The sequence below is a fragment of the Leifsonia sp. CL147 genome (assembly GCF_900114565.1).
Taxonomy (GTDB): domain Bacteria; phylum Actinomycetota; class Actinomycetes; order Actinomycetales; family Microbacteriaceae; genus Leifsonia.
Map to the genome: position 1 here is coordinate 39,643 of NZ_FOTM01000021.1, position 16,322 is coordinate 55,964.

Below are 16,322 nucleotides of genomic sequence, written 5' to 3' on the forward strand. Positions count from 1 at the left end.
TTCCCCCTAACACCGAAGAAGGATCACTATGCACGTTACGAAGAGAGCAGCCGCAGTCGCCTCGCTCGCACTCGCGGCGACCATCGGCCTCGCCGGATGCTCGTCCGGCGCCGACACCGCGGCCACCGCCGGCGCCGCCTGCGCACCGTCCTCCGGGAAGGTCACCCTGAACTTCACCTCCTGGGTTCCCGGCATCGACAAAGTGGTGCAGCTGTGGAACGACAAGAACCCCGACATCCAGGTCAAGGTCCAGATCGGCCCGAACGGCAACTCCGGCACCTACAAGAACTTCTTCAACGAGCTCAAGGCCGGCAACGCGCCCGACCTCGGCCAGGTGGAGTACGACGCGCTGCCGAACTTCCGCGTCCAGGACGCCCTGACCGACCTCAGCGCGTGCAGCGAGGTCTCCGCGGCCAAGAGCCAGTTCGTGGACTGGACCTGGAAGCAGGCCAGCCTCGGCAGCGACACGTCGGTGTACGGCATCCCTCAGGACTCCGGCCCCATGGCGCTGTTCTACCGCAAGGACCTCTTCGCGAAGAACAACATCCCGATCCCGACCACCTGGGCGGAGTACAAGGATGCGGCGAAGAAGATCCGCGCACTCGGCGGCTACATCACCAACTTCTCGCAGACGGACATCAACCAGTTCGCCGGCTTCGTGTGGCAGGCCGGCGGCCAGTGGTTCTCCAACAGCGGGGACAACTGGAACGTGAACCTGACCAGCGGTCCCTCCAAGCAGGTCGCCGGCTACTGGAACGACCTGATCAAGGAGGGTCTGGTCTCGACCTACCCGGCCTGGACCGACGAGTGGAACAACGCCTACAACTCCAGCAAGGTCTGGACCTGGAACTCCGCGGTCTGGGGTGCGAACTCCATCGCCTCCGGCGCACCGGACACCGCCGGTGACTGGGCCGTCGCGCAGTCCCCGCAGTGGAACGCCGGCGAGAACAAGGCCGGCGACTGGGGCGGCAGCTCCGTCGTCGTCTTCAAGGGCTCGAAGCACGTCTACGAGGCCGCGAAGTTCGCGCTCTGGCTCAACACCTCCCCGGAGGCGCTCACCGCGCTGAACAAGGCGGCCAACCTCTACCCGACCACCAAGGCCGGGCTGAAGCTGCCCGCTCTGAAGGACGGCGTGCCCTTCTACGGCGGCCAGAAGATCTACGACGTCTTCGCCAAGGCGTCCGCCGCGGTGGACCCCGACTTCACCTGGGGCCCGACCATGACGCAGACCTACAGTGACGTCTCGGACGGCTTCAAGGCGGCCGTCGGCGGAAACGGTACGCTGCTGGATGCGCTGAAGAAGGGTCAGGACTCCACCATCCAGACCCTGAAGGCGCAGTCGATCCCCGTCAAGGGATAGTCCAGCGCCGCACGCGGGGGTGGGCGCCGAGCCCACCCCCGCTTCGTCATGTGAAGGGACACCATGCGAGCCGAGCTCATCCATCTCACCGCGGGCGGGGTCAGCGTCCTCCTCGATCTGAGCGGCGCCCAGCTGCCGGCCGTCGCCCACTGGGGAGCAGCGCTGGGCGACCTCACGGCGGAGGACGCGCGCGCCGTCGCGCTCGCGGACATCCGTCCGGCCACTCCCGGAACCCCGGATGTGCCGGTCCGCGTGGCGCTCCTGCCCGAGCAGCGGACCGGATGGGTCGGCCGGCCGGGGATCAGCGGGAGCCGCGAGGACGGCAGCGCCTGGTCGCCGGTGTTCACCGTCTCGGACGTGAGCGTCTCCGACGGCGCGGCCGAGGCCTCCGGCGACCTGTTGACCGTGCCGGAGGGAGGCGCGGTCGCGATCACCGCCCACGATGCGGTCGCCGCGCTGTCTCTGACCATCGAGGTCGAGCTCTCGTCCTCCGGCGTCCTGCGCACCGCCGTCACCCTCACCAACGACGGTGCGCCCTACCGCCTCGACGACCTCGGGATCGCCCTCCCGCTCCCCGCGCGCGCCCGGGAGATCCTCGACTTCGCGGGGCGCTGGGCCAAGGAGCGCACGCCGCAGCGCCGCGAGCTGACCGTCGGAGCCCACGTTCGCGAGGGCCGGCGCGGACGGACGGGAGCGGATGCGGCCACGCTGCTCAGCGTCGGCGAGCCCGGTTTCGGCTTCGCCCGCGGCGAGGTGTGGGGCGTCCACGTGGGCTTCAGCGGCAACCACCGGCACTACGCCGAGAGGCTTTCGGGCGGCGAGCAGGTCGTCGGCGGTGGCGAGCTGCTGCTCCCCGGCGAAGTGCGCCTCGGGCACAGGGACAGCTACCGCAGCCCGTGGGTCTACGGCGTGTACGGGGACGGGCTCGACGACCAGGCCCGGCGGCTGCACCAGTACCTGCGTGCCCGGCCGCAGCATCCACGACGTCCTCGCCCGGTCACCCTCAACGTCTGGGAGGCGGTCTACTTCGACCACGACCTCGGAAAGCTGAGCGCGCTCGCGGAGCGCGCCGCCGCGGCCGGCGTCGAACGGTTCGTGCTCGACGACGGCTGGTTCCGCCACCGCCGCGACGACAGCGCCGGCCTCGGCGACTGGTATGTCGACGAGACGGTCTGGCCGGACGGCCTCACGCCGCTGATCGACCGCGTCCGGGCGCTCGGGATGGAGTTCGGGCTCTGGTTCGAGCCGGAGATGGTCAACCTGGACTCCGACCTCGCGCGCGCGCATCCCGAGTGGATCATGCAGACCGGCGGCCGGCTTCCCGTCGAGTCGCGCCACCAGCAGGTGCTCGACCTGGCGAACCCCGACGCGTATGCGTACGTTCGCGATCGGCTGGTCGACATCCTCACCTCCGACGACATCGCCTACATCAAGTGGGACCACAACCGCGACCTCGCGGACGCCGGAACCGCGCCCGCCGGTGCGCCGGGCGTGCACGGCCAGACGCTCGCCGCCTACCGGCTGATGGACGAGCTGAAGGACCGCTTCCCCGGGCTCGAGATCGAGGCCTGCAGTTCCGGCGGCGCGCGGGTGGATCTGGGCGTCCTCGAGCGGACCGACCGGGTGTGGGTCTCCGACTGCAACGATCCGCTCGAGCGACAGGAGATGATGCGCTGGACGCAGCAGCTCCTCCCGCCCGAGCTGCTCGGCTCCCACATCGGGGCGCCGGCATCGCACACCACGCACCGCCACCACGACCTGGCCTTCCGCGCCGCTACGGCGCTGTTCGGCCACCTCGGCGTCGAGTGGGACCTGACCACGGCGTCCGGGACCGAGCTCACGGAGCTGGCCGGGTGGATCGGGTTCCACCGCGAGAACCGCGACCTCCTGCACGGCGGCGAGCTCGTGCGGATGGACGAGGTGGATCCGACCCTCTGGGTGAGCGGCGTCGTGGCGCCCGATCGCGGCCGGGGCCTGTACGCGCTGGCCTTCGTGGGCCGCTCCGACGCGGCACCGCTCGGACGGATCCCCTTCCGCGGCCTCGATGACGCCCGCCGCTACCGCGTCACCCCGTCCCCGCTCGGCCGCCCCCAGGCCGGCGAACGCGTGCCGCCGTGGTACGAGGACGCCGCCGCGGGCCGTCTCGAACTCAGCGGCCGCGCCCTGCGTACCGCGGGCCTCCAGGCCCCGCTGTCCCACCCCGACCGTATCTGGCTCCTGCAGCTGGAGGCCCTCGACCGGCCCTAGGCCTCGGTGTGGCGAGATTCGTCACGAATGTCGCCTTCGAGCCGGTCTAACGCGACATTCGTCACGAATGTCCCTTTAGAGCCGGCTTAAGGCGACATTCGTCACGAATGTCCCCTTCGAGCCGGTTTATGGCGACATTCGTCACGAATGTCGCCTTCGAGCCGGTTTAGCGCGACATTCGTCACGAATCTCGCCTCCCTCGATGGCTCGCAGGCACGGTTCTCTGAGCAATTCAGAAGCTCGCGGGCGCGCGGATCCGGGCGATCGGGCCTACCGTGTGACGCACTGGGGGCGGACACGAAGGAGTGAACGGCTCATGGCGACCGACACGGAGAGCAGCACCGAGCGCGCGAAAGGCGACGACGAACCGCGCCGCCGGAGTCCACTGGCCCGCTTCTTCTCCGTGCTCGGCCCGGGCCTGGTGACCGGTGCGGCCGACGACGACCCCTCGGGCGTGGCGACCTACGCCCAGGCGGGCGCCTCCTACGGGAACGGCTTGCTCTGGACGGTGCCGGCGACGCTTCCGATGATGATGGCCGTCCAGGAGATCTGCGACAGGATGGCGCTGGCGACCGGCGACAGCTTCGGCCGCCTCATCCGGCGGCGGTTCGGCCGGGGCGCGAGGACCGTCATCGTCGTCCTGGTCGCCGCGCTCATCGTGGCGAACGTCCTGAACCTCTCCGCCGACCTCATGGCCATCGGGCAGGGGATGCGCTTGCTCGGGGCAGGACCGGCCGGGCTCTGGTCGGCCATCGCCGGGGCCGGGATCACCGTCGCTCTGATCGGCGGGTCCTTCGACTGGATCGGCCGGATCTTCAAATGGCTGTGCCTGGCACTCCTGGTCTACGTCGGAGTGCTCTTCGTCACCCACGTCGACTGGGGGTCGGTGCTGGCCGGCCTCGTCGGCGCCGAGTTCCACTGGTCCCCCGCCTACCTCGGTCTCGCCGTCGCGGTGCTCGGTACCACGATCAGCCCCTACATGTTCTTCTGGCAGACGGCGCAGCGCATCGAGGAGCTCCGCGAGGAGGACCTCGGCGGCGACAGGGCGCCGTCCCTGCGCGAGCGGCCGCCGGCCGGTGCCAGGCGACGACTCCGGACCGGCCGGCTGGACGTCTTCACCGGGATGGTGTTCTCGGTCCTCATCATGTTCGCGATCATCGCTGCCTCCGCCGCCACCCTCGGGGTGCATCACAAGACAGTCACCAGCGCAGCCGAAGCGGCGAAGGCGCTGGAACCCATCGCCGGCCAGTACGCCGGCGCGCTCTTCGCCGTCGGCTTCATCGGCTCCGGCATCCTCGCGGTCCCGGTGCTCGCCGCCTCCGGGGCGGCCGGCATGGCCGGGCTCCTGGAGAAGCCGTGGGGCTTCGACCGGAGCCCGCGGAAAGCGCCGCTGTTCTACCTCCTCCTCGTCGCAGGCATGATCATCGGGACGCTGTTCGCCCTCTTCGTCAGCAACCCCATCCAGCTGCTCGTGCTCTCCGCGATCGTCAACGGGATTGCCGCCGGCCCGTTCATCGTGATCATGATGCTGATCGCCCGCGACAGGGGCATCATGGGCAGGTACCGCAACCGGTGGCTGTCCCAGACCCTGGGATGGATCACCGCGATCGTGATGTGCGTCGCCGGCGGCTACGGGGTCTGGTTCACCATCTCGGGTCAGTGAGTGCCGGCGGTGAGCGCGGGCAACGGCGCGCGCAACTCCGGCGGCAACAGCTCCGGCGGCAGCAGCGACAGTGGGACGTTCTGGTACGTGACCGGCCGCAGCCAGCGCCCGATCGCGGCGCCGCCCACTGACGTCGACGACGCAGCTGTGGTCGCCGGATACGGTCCGCCGTGGGTCATCGACCGGGTGACGGCGACTCCGGTCGGCACCTGGTCGAACACCACGCGGCCGGCGACACGCTCCGCTGCGGCCAGCAGCGGTCCGAGGGCGGAAAGCTCGACCTCCTCGGCGAAGACGGAGACGGTCAGCTGGCCCGGCAACCGGGCGATCCGTCCCGCCACCTGCTCCAGATCGCCGTACGTCAGCAGCGCCGTCGCCGGCCCGAAGGCCTCCTCGAAGCCGGCCACGTCGTCCTCCGCATCCAACTGCACGAGGGCCGCTGAGCGGACTCCGTCGGGCGTGCGCTCGGACTCCACCAGCGACCGCGCACCCGCCCGGTGCTGCCACGCGGACAGCGCGGAGTCGAAGCGTTCGGCGATGCCCTCGTTCAGCAGCTCCGCGGGATCCGAGGCGGCGAACCGCTCCCGGAGGAGCGCCACCAGTTCGCTTGCGCCGTCCGGCACGAGCAGCAGGTTCGGCTTGGTGCACAACTGGCCGGTGCTGGCGACGATCGACTCCGTCAGCGTCCGGGCCAGCTCCTCCGGGCGACGCCGGGCGGCCTCCGGACTGATCACCACGGGGTTCACGCTCCCGAGTTCGCCGAAGAACGGGATGGGCGCCGGCCGCGAGACGGCGAGGTCGTAGAGAGCACGGCCTCCCGCTGTCGACCCGGTGAACCCGACCGCGGCCACGCCGGGATCGGTGACCAGCCGGGCGCCGTCGTCGAAGCCCGACACCATCCCGATCGCACCCGCCGGGAGCCCCGCCGCGACAACGGCCTGCCGGAGGACCTCGAACGCGAGGCCGCTGGTGCCCGGATGACCGGGATGCGCCTTCACGACGACCGGGCATCCTGCGGCGAGCGCCGAGACGGTGTCGCCGCCCGGCACCCCGAAGGCGAACGGGAAGTTGCTCGCGCCGAAGACCGCCACGACGCCGAGCGGTACGAGCACGCGGCGCAGGACCTCCCCGTCCTGGATGCGTCCGAGGTAGTCGCCGTCCTCCAGGATCTCGGCGAACAGTCGCGCCTGGTTCGCCGTGCGCGTCACCTCGCCGTCCAGCCGGGCGACCGGTAGGTGCGTCTCGTCGACCGCAGCGCTGATGAGCGACGCGCGCGCGTCATCCAGCCCCTGGGCGATCCCGCTCAGAAGAGCCGCACGTCCAGACGTCCCGAGCGCACGCAGTGCGTCCGCCGCCGCTGCCGCCTCCGCGACCGTCTCGCGCACGCTCATCCCTTCACCGCCCCGGCGCTCATGCCCTGGACCAGGAACTTCTGCACATAGGCGAAGAGGATGACGACCGGCAGGATCGCGACCAGCCCGCCCGCCGCGAGGGCGCCGAAGTCGGCGCCGAACTCTCCGAGCAGGTAACTCAGGCCGACCGGCACGGTGAACCTGTCCTGCTGGCTCATGAACATCAGGGCGAAGAGGAAGTTGTTCCAGGCGCTGATGAAGGCGAACGAGCCGACCGCCACGATCCCGGGCTTCAGCAGCGGCAGCACCACGAGCCGGAAGGCCTGGACGCGCGTGCAGCCGTCCACCCACGCCGCTTCCTCGATCTCCACCGGGACATTGCGGATGAAGCCGGACATCAGCACCAGCGACAGCGGCAGGTGGAACACCGTGTCGGCGATGATGAGGCTGATCAGATTGTTGGTGAGCCCGAGCGTGTTGAAGATCTCGAACAGCGGGATGAGCATCATCGCGCCGGGGATGAACTGGGTGCACAGCATCACGACGAGGAACAGCGTCTTGCCGCGGAAGGCGAAGCGCGCCAGCGCATAGCCGCCGAGTAGCGCGATCACCGTCGAGACCACCAGCGTCGCCCCGGCGGTGATGATGCTGTTCTGGAAGTAGATCCCGAATCCGGAGCCGTTCCAGACCGACGCGAAGTGGTCGAAGGTGATCGGCCACGGGATCAGCGAGGTGGAGCCGGATGGCCGGAAGGCGAACAGCACCATCCAGTACAGCGGCACCAGAGTGAAGAGCAGGAACAGACCGAGCGGCACCCAGAGGCTCAGCCGGTCGAGCACGCGCCGGCCGCGGCGACGCGGGCGGCGGCGCTGGGCCGGGGCGCCGGGTCTCGTCGGCTCCAGTGGAAGGGACCGCGCGATGGGGTCTTCGAGCAGGGTCACGACTCCGCTCCTCTCTTGGTGAGACGCAGGTACAGCAGCGAGAAGAAGGTGAGGAGGAGGAAGGCCACGACGGTGAGAGCCGAGCCGTAGCCGAAGTCCCTGCTCTGGATGGCGGTCTGCGCCACGTAGAGCGGCAGCGTCGTCGTGGAGTTGGCCGGGCCTCCCCCGGTCAGTGTGTACAGGAGGTCGACATTGTTGAACTCCCAGACGCCGCGGAGCAGCGTGGCGAGCACCACGGCCTGTCGGATGTGCGGCCAGGTCACCGAGACGAACCGTCGCAACGGCCCTGCGCCGTCGACATCCGCCGCCTCGTAGAGCTCGCCGGGAACCGACTGCAGGTCCGCGAGGATCAGGATCGCGAAGAACGGAACGCCCTTCCACAGCTCGGCGATGACCACGGCCAGGAACGTGGTCCCCTGCCCGGAGAGGAGTGACGTGCCGTGCTCCCCGATCCCGAGATCGGCCAGGTAGCGGCCGATCCCGGTGGCCGGGTTGTAGATCAGGATCCAGATGGTGGTCGTCAGGATGCCCGACACCGCCCACGGCGAGAACGTCAGCGCGCGCGCGATCCCCCGGCCGACGAACGTCCGGTTGAGCAGCAGGGCGAGCGCCAGCCCGAAGACGAACTGGAGCGCGACCTCCACCAGGACCCACTGGAGAGTGAACCGCAGACTCTGCCAGAACAGCGGGTCGCCGAACATCCGGGTGAAGTTGTCCAGCCCCGCGAAGCCGTCGTTCCACGGCTGCGTCACGTTGGAGTGCTGCAGGCTGTAGAAGAAGACGCTGGCCACGGGGTACACGAGGAACACCAGCACCAGCAGCACCGCCGGGGCGATCAGCAGGTACGGGTAGAGCCGGGTGCGCCGGGCGAGCGGGCTCTGCCGGCCCCGAGGGCTCGGGCTCAGCCCACCCTGCGGGCTCCGCCTGCGGGGAACAGCGACCGTCATCGTGATCCTTCCGGCTACTTCTTGCTTCGCTTGAGGTAGTCCTGCTGCGCCGCGGTCAGCTGCTTGGCCGCATCCGTGAGGAACGCCTTCGCGCTCTCGTCGCCCTGCAGCACCTTCTGCCACTTGGGGAGCAGGTCGGTGGTCGTGATGGCGCTGAACTGCGGCAGGTAGTACGGCTGCTGCAGCACGGTGGCGTTCTTGGCCTTCTGGGTGTCCAGAGCGGCCGTCATGGCCGGGTTGGAGGCGACCCAGCTCTCCTTCGCCACATCCGTGTTGCCGGGCAGGTAGCCGGACTTCTGCGCCCAGAACGAGTTGCCCTCCTTGCTCATCGTGAACTCGAGGAACTTCCACGCCGCATCCTGGTGCGCGCCGGCCTTGAACATCCCGAAGCCGGTCACCATCTGGCCCGTCACGATCGTCTTGCCGTTGTCTGCGGGGAAGGTGCCGACGACGCCCACCTGGCTCGGCTTGAGCGCCGCGATGTGGGTCGGGTAGGAGCCGATGCTGTGGCTGAGCATGGCGGCGCCGCCGTTGTCGAACTGCGCGACCATCGTCTTGAAGTCGGCGGTGAGGTCGCTCTTCGCGGTGTCCTTGCCGTAGAGCGAGACGTACTTCTCGGTCGCGGCGACGACCGCTGGGGAGTCCAGCGTGGAGCGTCCCTTGCTGTCGAAGAAGGTGCCGACTCCGGCCATCGGATAGACCATCTGCACGAACTGCGAGAAGAAGCCGGCGCCGCCGCGGATCGTGTAGCCGAAACGTCCAGCGGACGGATCGGTCAGGGTGGAGGCGTCGGAGAAGAAGTCGTCCCAGGTCGCGGGCTTGCTCAGTCCCGCCTGCTGGAACCAGTCCGCCCGGTAGTAGATCGCGTCGGCGAGCGCCGTGGCCGGAGTCAGGTAGAGCTTGTCGTCGGGCGCCGCGGCCTTGGCGGACTTCAGCATGTTCGGGTCGATCTTCTTGGCGATCGACGAGCCGGCCAGCCGGTCGTCGAGCGGCGCGAGGGCGTTCTGCGCCACGAGAGCGGCGACATCCGAGGCCTTCGGCGTGACGAGGTCCGGTGTGGACTTGGTCGCGATGGCGGTGCTGAGCTTCTGCATGTAGGAGTCGGTCGGCAGGCCGAGATAGCTGATCGTGATGTTCGGGTTCTCCTTCTCGAACATGGCGATGAGTGCCTTGAGGTTGGCGGTGCGGTCGGGGCGTGTGTCGGTGTCCCAGAGCTGCAGGGCGACCTTCTTCTCGCTGTCGCCTCCTCCGCCTCCGCTGTTCGAGCAGGCGGCCAGGCCGAGCATCAGGACGGCGGCCGAGGCGGCGGCGACGACCCGCCGCAGGGGGAGCGAACGGCCACCGGCCGCGGGTGCATGACGCGTCATTGCGTTTCCTCTCCGATGAATGGGAGTTGTGAAGTGGGAAGATCGCTCGTCGAGGGTGGTTCCCTCCGACGGGTCGATCATATACTATGCATGGTGTACGCAGCACCATACACCGAAAGGGAAGTTCATGGACAGTCCGATCACCCGGCTCACGCAGTCGGCCTCGCGGACGGGCTTGGTCGTCCAGGCGCTCCGGCTCGCGATCCTCTCCGGCGAGCTTCCCGCCGGGCAGCCCCTGGTGGAGGCCGACCTCGCCGAGCGCTTCGGGATCTCGAAGACCCCGGTGCGTGAGGCGCTCAAGACGCTGTCGGGAGCGGGCCTCGTCACAATGAGCGAGTACCGCGGCGCCACCGTCCGGGTCGTCGATCCGCAGATGGCGTACAACGTGTTCGACATGCGCGCGCTGCTCGAGCCGACGGCCGTCGCCCGCACCGTCGAGAACGGTGCCGACGTCGAAGCCGCCCGGTCGGCCCTGCGGCGAGCGGACGCCGCCGAGACCGAGGCTGAGCGGAGCCTCGCCAACCGGGACTTCCACCGGGAGCTCTACGCGGGCTGCGGCAACGACATCCTCGTCTCCACTCTGGATGGGCTCCGCGAGCAGACTGCGCTGATCACGGTGAACGCCTGGACCCGTCGCCCCAGCTGGGAGGAAGAAGCGGAAGAGCACCAGCAGATCCTGGAGGCGGTCGCCGCGGGTGACCCGTCCGCCGCATCCACCCGGGTGCTCGAGCACATCCGCAGCTTCGAGACCCTGGCGATCCGCCAGCTGCAGGGAGTGAAATGACCTTCGCCGCCCAACGGGAAGCCCTCGCCGATGTCGTCGCGATTCCCGTCACGCCGTACTCCGCCGACGGCTCCGTCGACCTCGACACGTACGAGGCGCTGCTGCAGCGCCTCGTCCGCCACGGTGTGCGCACTCTGACTCCGAACGGGAACACCGGCGAGTTCTACGCCCTCTCCCCCGCCGAACGCCGAGCACTCATCGCCGCCGCCGCACGGGCCGCAGGAGAGGCGGACCTGCTGGTCGGGGTCGGGCACGACATCGCGGAGGCCGCCGCCGACCTCGCCGTCGCCGCCGAGCACGGCGTCCGGATGGCGATGATCCACCAGCCGCTGCACCCGCATCAGTCGGCCGACGGCTGGATCGAGTACCACCGGGCCATCGCCGCCACGCAGCCGGACCTGGCCTTCGTGCTCTACGTGCGCTCGGAGTGGATCACCGGCGAGATGCTCCGCCGGCTCGGCGACATCGCCCCCAACATCGTGGGCGTCAAGTACGCCATCCCGGACCCCACCGTCTTCGCCGCCGTACGGGACGCCGCGGGCCCCGAGCGCTTCGTCTGGATCGCCGGACTGGCCGAGCCGTATGCCCTCTCGTACGCGGTGCACGGAGCCGACGGCTTCACGTCCGGCCTCGTCAACGTCGACCCCGGCATCTCGCTGAGCCTGCGGGATGAGCTGCGGGCCGGCGACTACGCCGCTGCCGACGCGATCCTCCGCCGGATCGCGCGGTTCGAGGAGCTGCGAGCCGACGCACGATCGGCCAACAATGTGAGCGTCGTCAAGGAGGCGATGGCGCAGCTGGGCCTCTGCGACCGCCAGGTGCGGCCGCCCAGCCGCCCGGTCGGCGACAGCGTGCGGGCCGAGATCAGCGTCATCCTGGACCAGTGGCGGGCGGACGCTGCGGTCGGCTCGGCGGCGGGATCGGCGGCGGCCTCCGCGACGGCTTCGGCGGCGGTCGGCGCATGAGGATCGAGCGCATCTCCAGCTTCATGCAGCGGGTCGGCGACCGCCCGCGCCTGCTCGTCCGCATCGACACCGACGAGGGCGTGCACGGCTGGGGCGAAGCCTACAACCACGGCCCGGACCGCGCCCTCCCGCCGCTGCTCGACTACCTGGAGCAGCAGCTGGCGGGCGAGGACCCGCGCCGCGTCGAGTTCCTGTCACAGAAGCTGCTCCGCACGGCCCGCTTCCCGCAGGGCGCGCTGGGCCTGGCTGCGATCTCGGCCGTCGACCACGCCCTGTGGGACATCGCCGCGAAAGCACTCGGCGTGCCGGTCTACGCGATGCTCGGCGGCGCGGTCCGTGATCGGGTGCGCGTCTACAGCGGCGTCTACACCGCGCCCGATCCCGCGGCGGTGCGGGACATCTGCGCGGAGCAGTCCGAGCGCTACGGCTTCGACGCGTTCAAGCTCAGCCCCTACCGCAGCGACCTGTTCGACCGGCGCTGGGGACTCGTCGTCCAGGAGAGCGCGGAGTACTTCCGCGCTGTGCGCGAGACGTGCGACCCCGCCTGGGACTTCGCGTTCGACGCGCACGCGAAGATCTTCGAGCCGCATCAGGCCATCGCGCTCGGCAACGCCCTCGCCCCGTGGCAGCCCATGTTCCTGGAGGAGCCCATCCGCCCCGAGAACAAGCAGGCGTGGGGATACCTGCGGAGCCGGCTGGATGTGCCGCTCGCGACGGGAGAGAGCCTGTACTCCCCGAACGAGTTCCTCGACCTGCTGACGGCCGGCGGCGCGGACATCGTGCAACCGGACATCTGCGTCGTCGGCGGCATCTCGCAGCTGCGCCGCATCGCCGTGCTCGCGGAGGCCCACTACACGATGGTGGCGCCGCACAACCCGATGGGTCCGCTGGCGACCGCGCACAACCTCCACTTCGCCGCCGCCTGCAGCAACTTCTCCATCCTCGAGTACAAGCTCGACGAGACATCGTGGTGCCCCGACCCGTACCTTCCGGTCGACGGCCACCTCGACCTCCGGCCCGACCGGCCGGGATGGGGCATCGAGATCGACGAGACGGCTCTGGCGACCGACGACTACGTCCACTGGGAGCGGCGCGTGCCGCGACGGCCGGACGGGTCCCTCGGGTACTGCTGAGCCGCGCGACGGCTCGCGGGGGCTCGGCCTGCCGCGACGGACCGACGCGAAGGGGGCCCGGCCGGCTTTCGGCCGACCGGGCCCTTCGCTCTGCGTCCGCGCCGTCGGCGCGTCGGCGTCAGAGTGCCCGGCGACGTCGGCGGTCGATCACCAGAGCCGCTCCGGCGAGGAGCAGCAGTCCGGCGAACGCCAGCAACGGAGTCGTCGGTGAGGTGGATCCGGTCGAGGCTAGCGAGCCGGTCCCACCGGTTCCGGTCGTGCCGGTCCCACCTGCCGCCGGCGTGTAGACGAAGGCGGCGGGCAGGGTGGCGGCGCCACAGGCCGGGGATCCGACGACGGTGACGCCGACCGTCCCGGTGCCGGCGGGCGACACGGCCGTGATGGTCGCGTCGTCGACCACGGTGAACGATCTGGCCGCAGTGGTGCCGAAGAGCACCCCGGTCGCTCCCGTGAAGCAGCCGCCCGCGATGGTGACGGTCGTTCCGCCGCTCTCCGGGCCCGTGCCCGGGGTCACGCCGGTGACCGTGGTGCCCGGGTCGTAGGTGAACGTCGCGGGCGGCGTCGCGCCGGCCGGCGTGGTGACGACGACCGGGACGGGCCCGGCGGCGTGCGGCGGGGTCACGATGGTGATCGTGCCGTCACCGACGACGGTGAACGGCACCGGAGTCCCGTCGACCGTCACCGCGGTCGCACCGGTGAAGCCGCCGCCCGTGATGATCACGGTCGTACCGCCCGTGAACGGTCCGTGATCCGGCGCCAGTCCCGTGATCACCGGAGCGTTCACCACCGGCAGGAAGGTGAAGTCACCCGGTACGGACTGCCCACCCGGGGCGGTGACCACCACTCCGACCGCGCCGGGAAGGTGCGCGGGGGTCGTCGCGGTGATCGTCGTGTCGTTCACGACCGTGAAGGACGTCGCGGGCGTCCCCCCGAAGGTGACGTCGGTCGTCCCCGTGAACCCGGTTCCGGTGATGGTCACCAGGGTGCCGCCGGTCTGCGGACCCTGCGGAGGAGTCACCGAGGCGATGGTCGGAGCGGCGAGATACGTGTAGGTGAGCGGGGCCGAGTCGCCGGCGGGATGCTGCACCACCACATCCACAGCGCCTGGGGTGTGGGCGGGGGTCGTCGCGGTGATCGTCGTGTCGTCGACCACAGCGAAGGCGGTGGCCTGCGTTCCGTCGAAGGTGACCCCCGTGGAGCCGGTGAAGCCGGATCCCGTGATGGTCACCGTCTGGCCGCCCGCCTCCGGACCGCTGTCCGGGGTGAGGGAGGTGGCGACCGGAGCGGCGACGACCGCGTTCGGGCCGACGCTGGCGTTCGCCACATCGAGGGTGAGTGCCGCCGCCGCCGGAAGGACCGTAGCGCGCAACGCGGTCTCGGTGAACACGCCGCCGGTGGTCGCCTGGTTGTTGACCGTCAGCGAGAGCACCTGGCTCAGCACGGGATCGAGTGCCGGGAGAAGCGTGCTCGTCACCGGGTCGAGGACCGTTGGGCCGATCGCCGAGATGGCGGTGCCGACGCCGGTGAGCGGCGTGGTCAGCGCGCTGAGCACGGTCCCGACCGGCAGCCCGAGGCCAACTCCGGCGAGCGTGATCCCCGAGGTGTCGCCGGCGAGAAGCTGTCCGATGGTCGAGTCGACCGTGACGACCGGTGCTCCGATCACGCTGGTCACCGCGGTGACCGAGAGGCCGTCGACGGTCGTGGTCAGCGTGTTCTCAACGCGGGTGACCAGCGAGCCGACGACCCCGGAGATGCGGGCGGCGAGATCCGCGATGACCGGCGCGCTCAGCAGCTCCGTCCCCGGCGCCAGTCCTTCCAGTGCCGTGAGCTGGCCGAGGTCGACCGTGACGGTGCCGGTCGAGAGGTCGATGCTCACACCGGGATTCGCCGGATCCGTGATCGGCCCGGTGAGCAGGGGCGCGATGTCCGCCTGCAGATCGGAGGCGCCGACCGTGGCGGTTGTCGTGAGGATCCCGCCGATCGGCAGCGCATCCAGCGAGGTGGCGAGCGTCCCGGACGGCCCGGCCAGCCCATTCACTGCACCTTGGACGGTCCCGACCTGCGTGTTGATCGCTGCGGCGAGGGCGGCGAGCGTGGGGCTCTGGAAGGTGAGTCCGACGTTCGCCAGCGAGTAGGAGCCGGTGGCGGCGCCGGGCGCTGCCTGCGCAGCCTGCGCGGCGGTGACGCCGGCGGTCAGGTCGAGCTGGGACAGCTCGTCCAGTGTCGCCGTCGGCAGCCCTAGCGTGGAGACCGCCTGGGCGAGGTTCAGGCTCAGCGGGCCGGGAGCGACGCCCGGGGCGGGGGTGATGCCGGTGCCGATGGCTCCGGCGGAGGAGATCAGGCCGGAAGCGCCGACGGAGGATCCGTCCTGCAGTGCCGACGCGTACTGACCGACGACCCCGGCGCTCCCGAGATCGAGGGGAAGCTGGATGCCGCCCGGCGCGGTGAGGGTGACGACGCCCAGCGCGCCGACGTCCAGGTTGTTCGCGTTCGTCTGGTCCGCCGTGCCGTTGCTGACGGCGGCCTCACCTCCGAGGGATGCGGCGAGCGCGGCGTCGAGGCCGAGCAGCGAGCCGCTCAGGTACTGGCCTGTAGCGGCCGACTGATCGCCGACGGCGGCCTGCGCGGGAAGAGCCCAGAGGCCGGCGCCGCCGAGCAGGACGGCGAGTGCGCCGCCGGTCGCGGCCGGCCGCAGAAGTGCGCGGCGCCATCCCGGTCCCCTCCCTTCCGTACCCGAAAGCGGACGACGGAAAAGGACGGACTTCACGATGTGACCCCCAGAGACAGTGACAAGACCTACCCGGATCCTCTCCTCGGCCCGGCCCGCTGTAATCGCCCGGAACGGGTGATCTTCCTCCCCGCGAGATTCGTCACGAATGTGCACTCCAACCCGGCGCAGGGCGACATTCGTCACGAATGTGCACTCCCGGGATCGCGGCGGGAGGACTTAGAGGAGGTTGAGCTGATGCGCCTTGTCGACCGCTCGGCTTCGGCCATCCACCTGGAGCTTGCGGTAGATCGCACGGACGTGCGTCTTGACGGTGTTGAGGCTGACGTTGAGGTCCGCGGCCACGACCGCGAGAGGCCGATGCCACTGCAGCTCCGAGAGCACCTCCTGTTCGCGCGGGGTCAGCGTGACCGCGATCCCTGCCGCCGGTGCCCGGCTCACGATGCGGGAGGCGGACCGCAGCTGCTCGGCGACGCGCTGCGAGCGCTCGGCGCCGAGCCGCCGGGTGAACTCAGCCGTTCCGGGCGAGTCCCGCGCTTCGCTGAGGACGAGCAGCAGGATGCCGTCCACCAGCAGCGACGCGTCGACCTCTCCGGTGTCGCCACCGGAGTCCAACCGCGCAACACCCTGCTTGAGCAGGCGGAACGACGCCTCATGCAGCGTCCCCTGCTCTCCGATCGTCGTCCGCACGATCAGTGCGACGACGTCCCCTACGGCTTCGGCTCCCGGCACGATGTCCCCCTATCCCCCATTGGACGCCGGCAGTACGACGGCCGGCCGCTTCCCCTATCGTCAGTCTGCCGCTTTCCGATCACCCCCGGGGTGAAAGCGGTCC

At 70.2% G+C, this 16,322-nt stretch carries 12 protein-coding genes; 6 read left to right on the plus strand and 6 right to left on the minus strand.

Going from position 1 to position 16,322, the window contains the following annotated elements; translation table 11 throughout:
- Window positions 1-28: 28 nt before the first annotated feature.
- The 3 genes from BM287_RS15405 (at window position 29) to BM287_RS15415 (ending at window position 5,270) form a co-directional block, all read left to right on the plus strand.
- Window positions 29-1,360: an ABC transporter substrate-binding protein gene (locus BM287_RS15405; RefSeq protein WP_090041199.1), complete on the plus strand. Its 1,332-nt coding sequence runs from the start codon at window positions 29-31 to the stop codon at window positions 1,358-1,360.
- A 63-nt stretch (window positions 1,361-1,423) separates the two neighbouring features.
- Window positions 1,424-3,607 carry an alpha-galactosidase gene (locus BM287_RS15410; protein WP_090041197.1) on the plus strand — a complete coding sequence of 728 codons (2,184 nt, stop codon included), beginning with the start codon at window positions 1,424-1,426 and terminating at the stop codon, window positions 3,605-3,607.
- Window positions 3,608-3,923: 316 nt separating this feature from the next.
- The gene (locus BM287_RS15415; protein WP_170857577.1) at window positions 3,924-5,270 is read left to right on the plus strand and encodes an NRAMP family divalent metal transporter; all 1,347 of its coding nucleotides are present in this window, start codon (window positions 3,924-3,926) and stop codon (window positions 5,268-5,270) included.
- Here BM287_RS15415 and BM287_RS15420 read toward each other — a convergent pair.
- The 4 genes from BM287_RS15420 to BM287_RS15435 are packed head-to-tail and all read right to left on the minus strand — an operon-like array spanning window position 5,264 to window position 9,877.
- Window positions 5,264-6,655, minus strand: a complete 1,392-nt coding sequence (locus BM287_RS15420; protein ID WP_211772991.1) for an aldehyde dehydrogenase family protein — start codon at window positions 6,653-6,655, stop codon at window positions 5,264-5,266. The two genes, BM287_RS15415 and BM287_RS15420, sit on opposite strands and share 7 nt — an antisense overlap.
- A 2-nt stretch (window positions 6,656-6,657) precedes the next feature.
- Window positions 6,658-7,563 (minus strand): carbohydrate ABC transporter permease, encoded by a 906-nt coding sequence (locus BM287_RS15425; protein WP_211772992.1) that lies wholly within the window; start codon window positions 7,561-7,563, stop codon window positions 6,658-6,660.
- Window positions 7,560-8,510, minus strand: a complete 951-nt coding sequence (locus BM287_RS15430) for a carbohydrate ABC transporter permease (RefSeq protein ID WP_090041186.1) — start codon at window positions 8,508-8,510, stop codon at window positions 7,560-7,562. The genes BM287_RS15425 and BM287_RS15430 overlap by 4 nt, the downstream gene beginning before the upstream one ends.
- Window positions 8,511-8,524: 14 nt before the next feature.
- Window positions 8,525-9,877 carry an ABC transporter substrate-binding protein gene (locus BM287_RS15435; RefSeq protein WP_170857578.1) on the minus strand — a complete coding sequence of 451 codons (1,353 nt, stop codon included), beginning with the start codon at window positions 9,875-9,877 and terminating at the stop codon, window positions 8,525-8,527.
- A gap of 127 nt (window positions 9,878-10,004) precedes the next feature.
- Here BM287_RS15435 and BM287_RS15440 point away from each other — a divergent pair, with 127 nt between their 5' ends.
- Genes BM287_RS15440 through BM287_RS15450 form a run of 3 tightly spaced genes read left to right on the plus strand, consistent with a single transcriptional unit; the run spans window position 10,005 to window position 12,759 of the window.
- Window positions 10,005-10,661: a GntR family transcriptional regulator gene (locus BM287_RS15440; protein WP_090041181.1), complete on the plus strand. Its 657-nt coding sequence runs from the start codon at window positions 10,005-10,007 to the stop codon at window positions 10,659-10,661.
- Window positions 10,658-11,626, plus strand: a complete 969-nt coding sequence (locus tag BM287_RS15445) for a dihydrodipicolinate synthase family protein (protein WP_090041179.1) — start codon at window positions 10,658-10,660, stop codon at window positions 11,624-11,626. The genes BM287_RS15440 and BM287_RS15445 overlap by 4 nt, the downstream gene beginning before the upstream one ends.
- Complete coding sequence (locus tag BM287_RS15450; RefSeq protein ID WP_280140964.1) at window positions 11,545-12,759, plus strand: mandelate racemase/muconate lactonizing enzyme family protein; 1,215 nt, start codon at window positions 11,545-11,547, stop codon at window positions 12,757-12,759. The genes BM287_RS15445 and BM287_RS15450 overlap by 82 nt, the downstream gene beginning before the upstream one ends.
- A gap of 118 nt (window positions 12,760-12,877) precedes the next feature.
- On the opposite strand, the gene BM287_RS15455 is transcribed toward BM287_RS15450, so the two are convergent.
- Window positions 12,878-15,526: a choice-of-anchor G family protein gene (locus tag BM287_RS15455; protein WP_170857579.1), complete on the minus strand. Its 2,649-nt coding sequence runs from the start codon at window positions 15,524-15,526 to the stop codon at window positions 12,878-12,880.
- Between the two features lie 180 nt (window positions 15,527-15,706).
- Entirely contained in the window at window positions 15,707-16,219 is a 513-nt protein-coding gene (locus BM287_RS15460; protein WP_244528370.1) for a helix-turn-helix transcriptional regulator, read from the minus strand.
- Window positions 16,220-16,322 lie beyond the last annotated feature (103 nt).

What these genes read in the sequence shown, in the direction of transcription:
- BM287_RS15405 (WP_090041199.1), top strand. Translation starts at nt 29, where the DNA reads ATGCACGTTACGAAGAGAGCAGCCGCAGTCGCCTCGCTCGCACTCGCG.
- BM287_RS15410 (WP_090041197.1), top strand. Translation starts at nt 1,424, where the DNA reads ATGCGAGCCGAGCTCATCCATCTCACCGCGGGCGGGGTCAGCGTCCTC.
- BM287_RS15415 (WP_170857577.1), top strand. Translation starts at nt 3,924, where the DNA reads ATGGCGACCGACACGGAGAGCAGCACCGAGCGCGCGAAAGGCGACGAC.
- BM287_RS15430 (WP_090041186.1), bottom strand. Translation starts at nt 8,510, where the DNA reads ATGACGGTCGCTGTTCCCCGCAGGCGGAGCCCGCAGGGTGGGCTGAGC.
- BM287_RS15435 (WP_170857578.1), bottom strand. Translation starts at nt 9,877, where the DNA reads ATGACGCGTCATGCACCCGCGGCCGGTGGCCGTTCGCTCCCCCTGCGG.
- BM287_RS15440 (WP_090041181.1), top strand. Translation starts at nt 10,005, where the DNA reads ATGGACAGTCCGATCACCCGGCTCACGCAGTCGGCCTCGCGGACGGGC.
- BM287_RS15445 (WP_090041179.1), top strand. Translation starts at nt 10,658, where the DNA reads ATGACCTTCGCCGCCCAACGGGAAGCCCTCGCCGATGTCGTCGCGATT.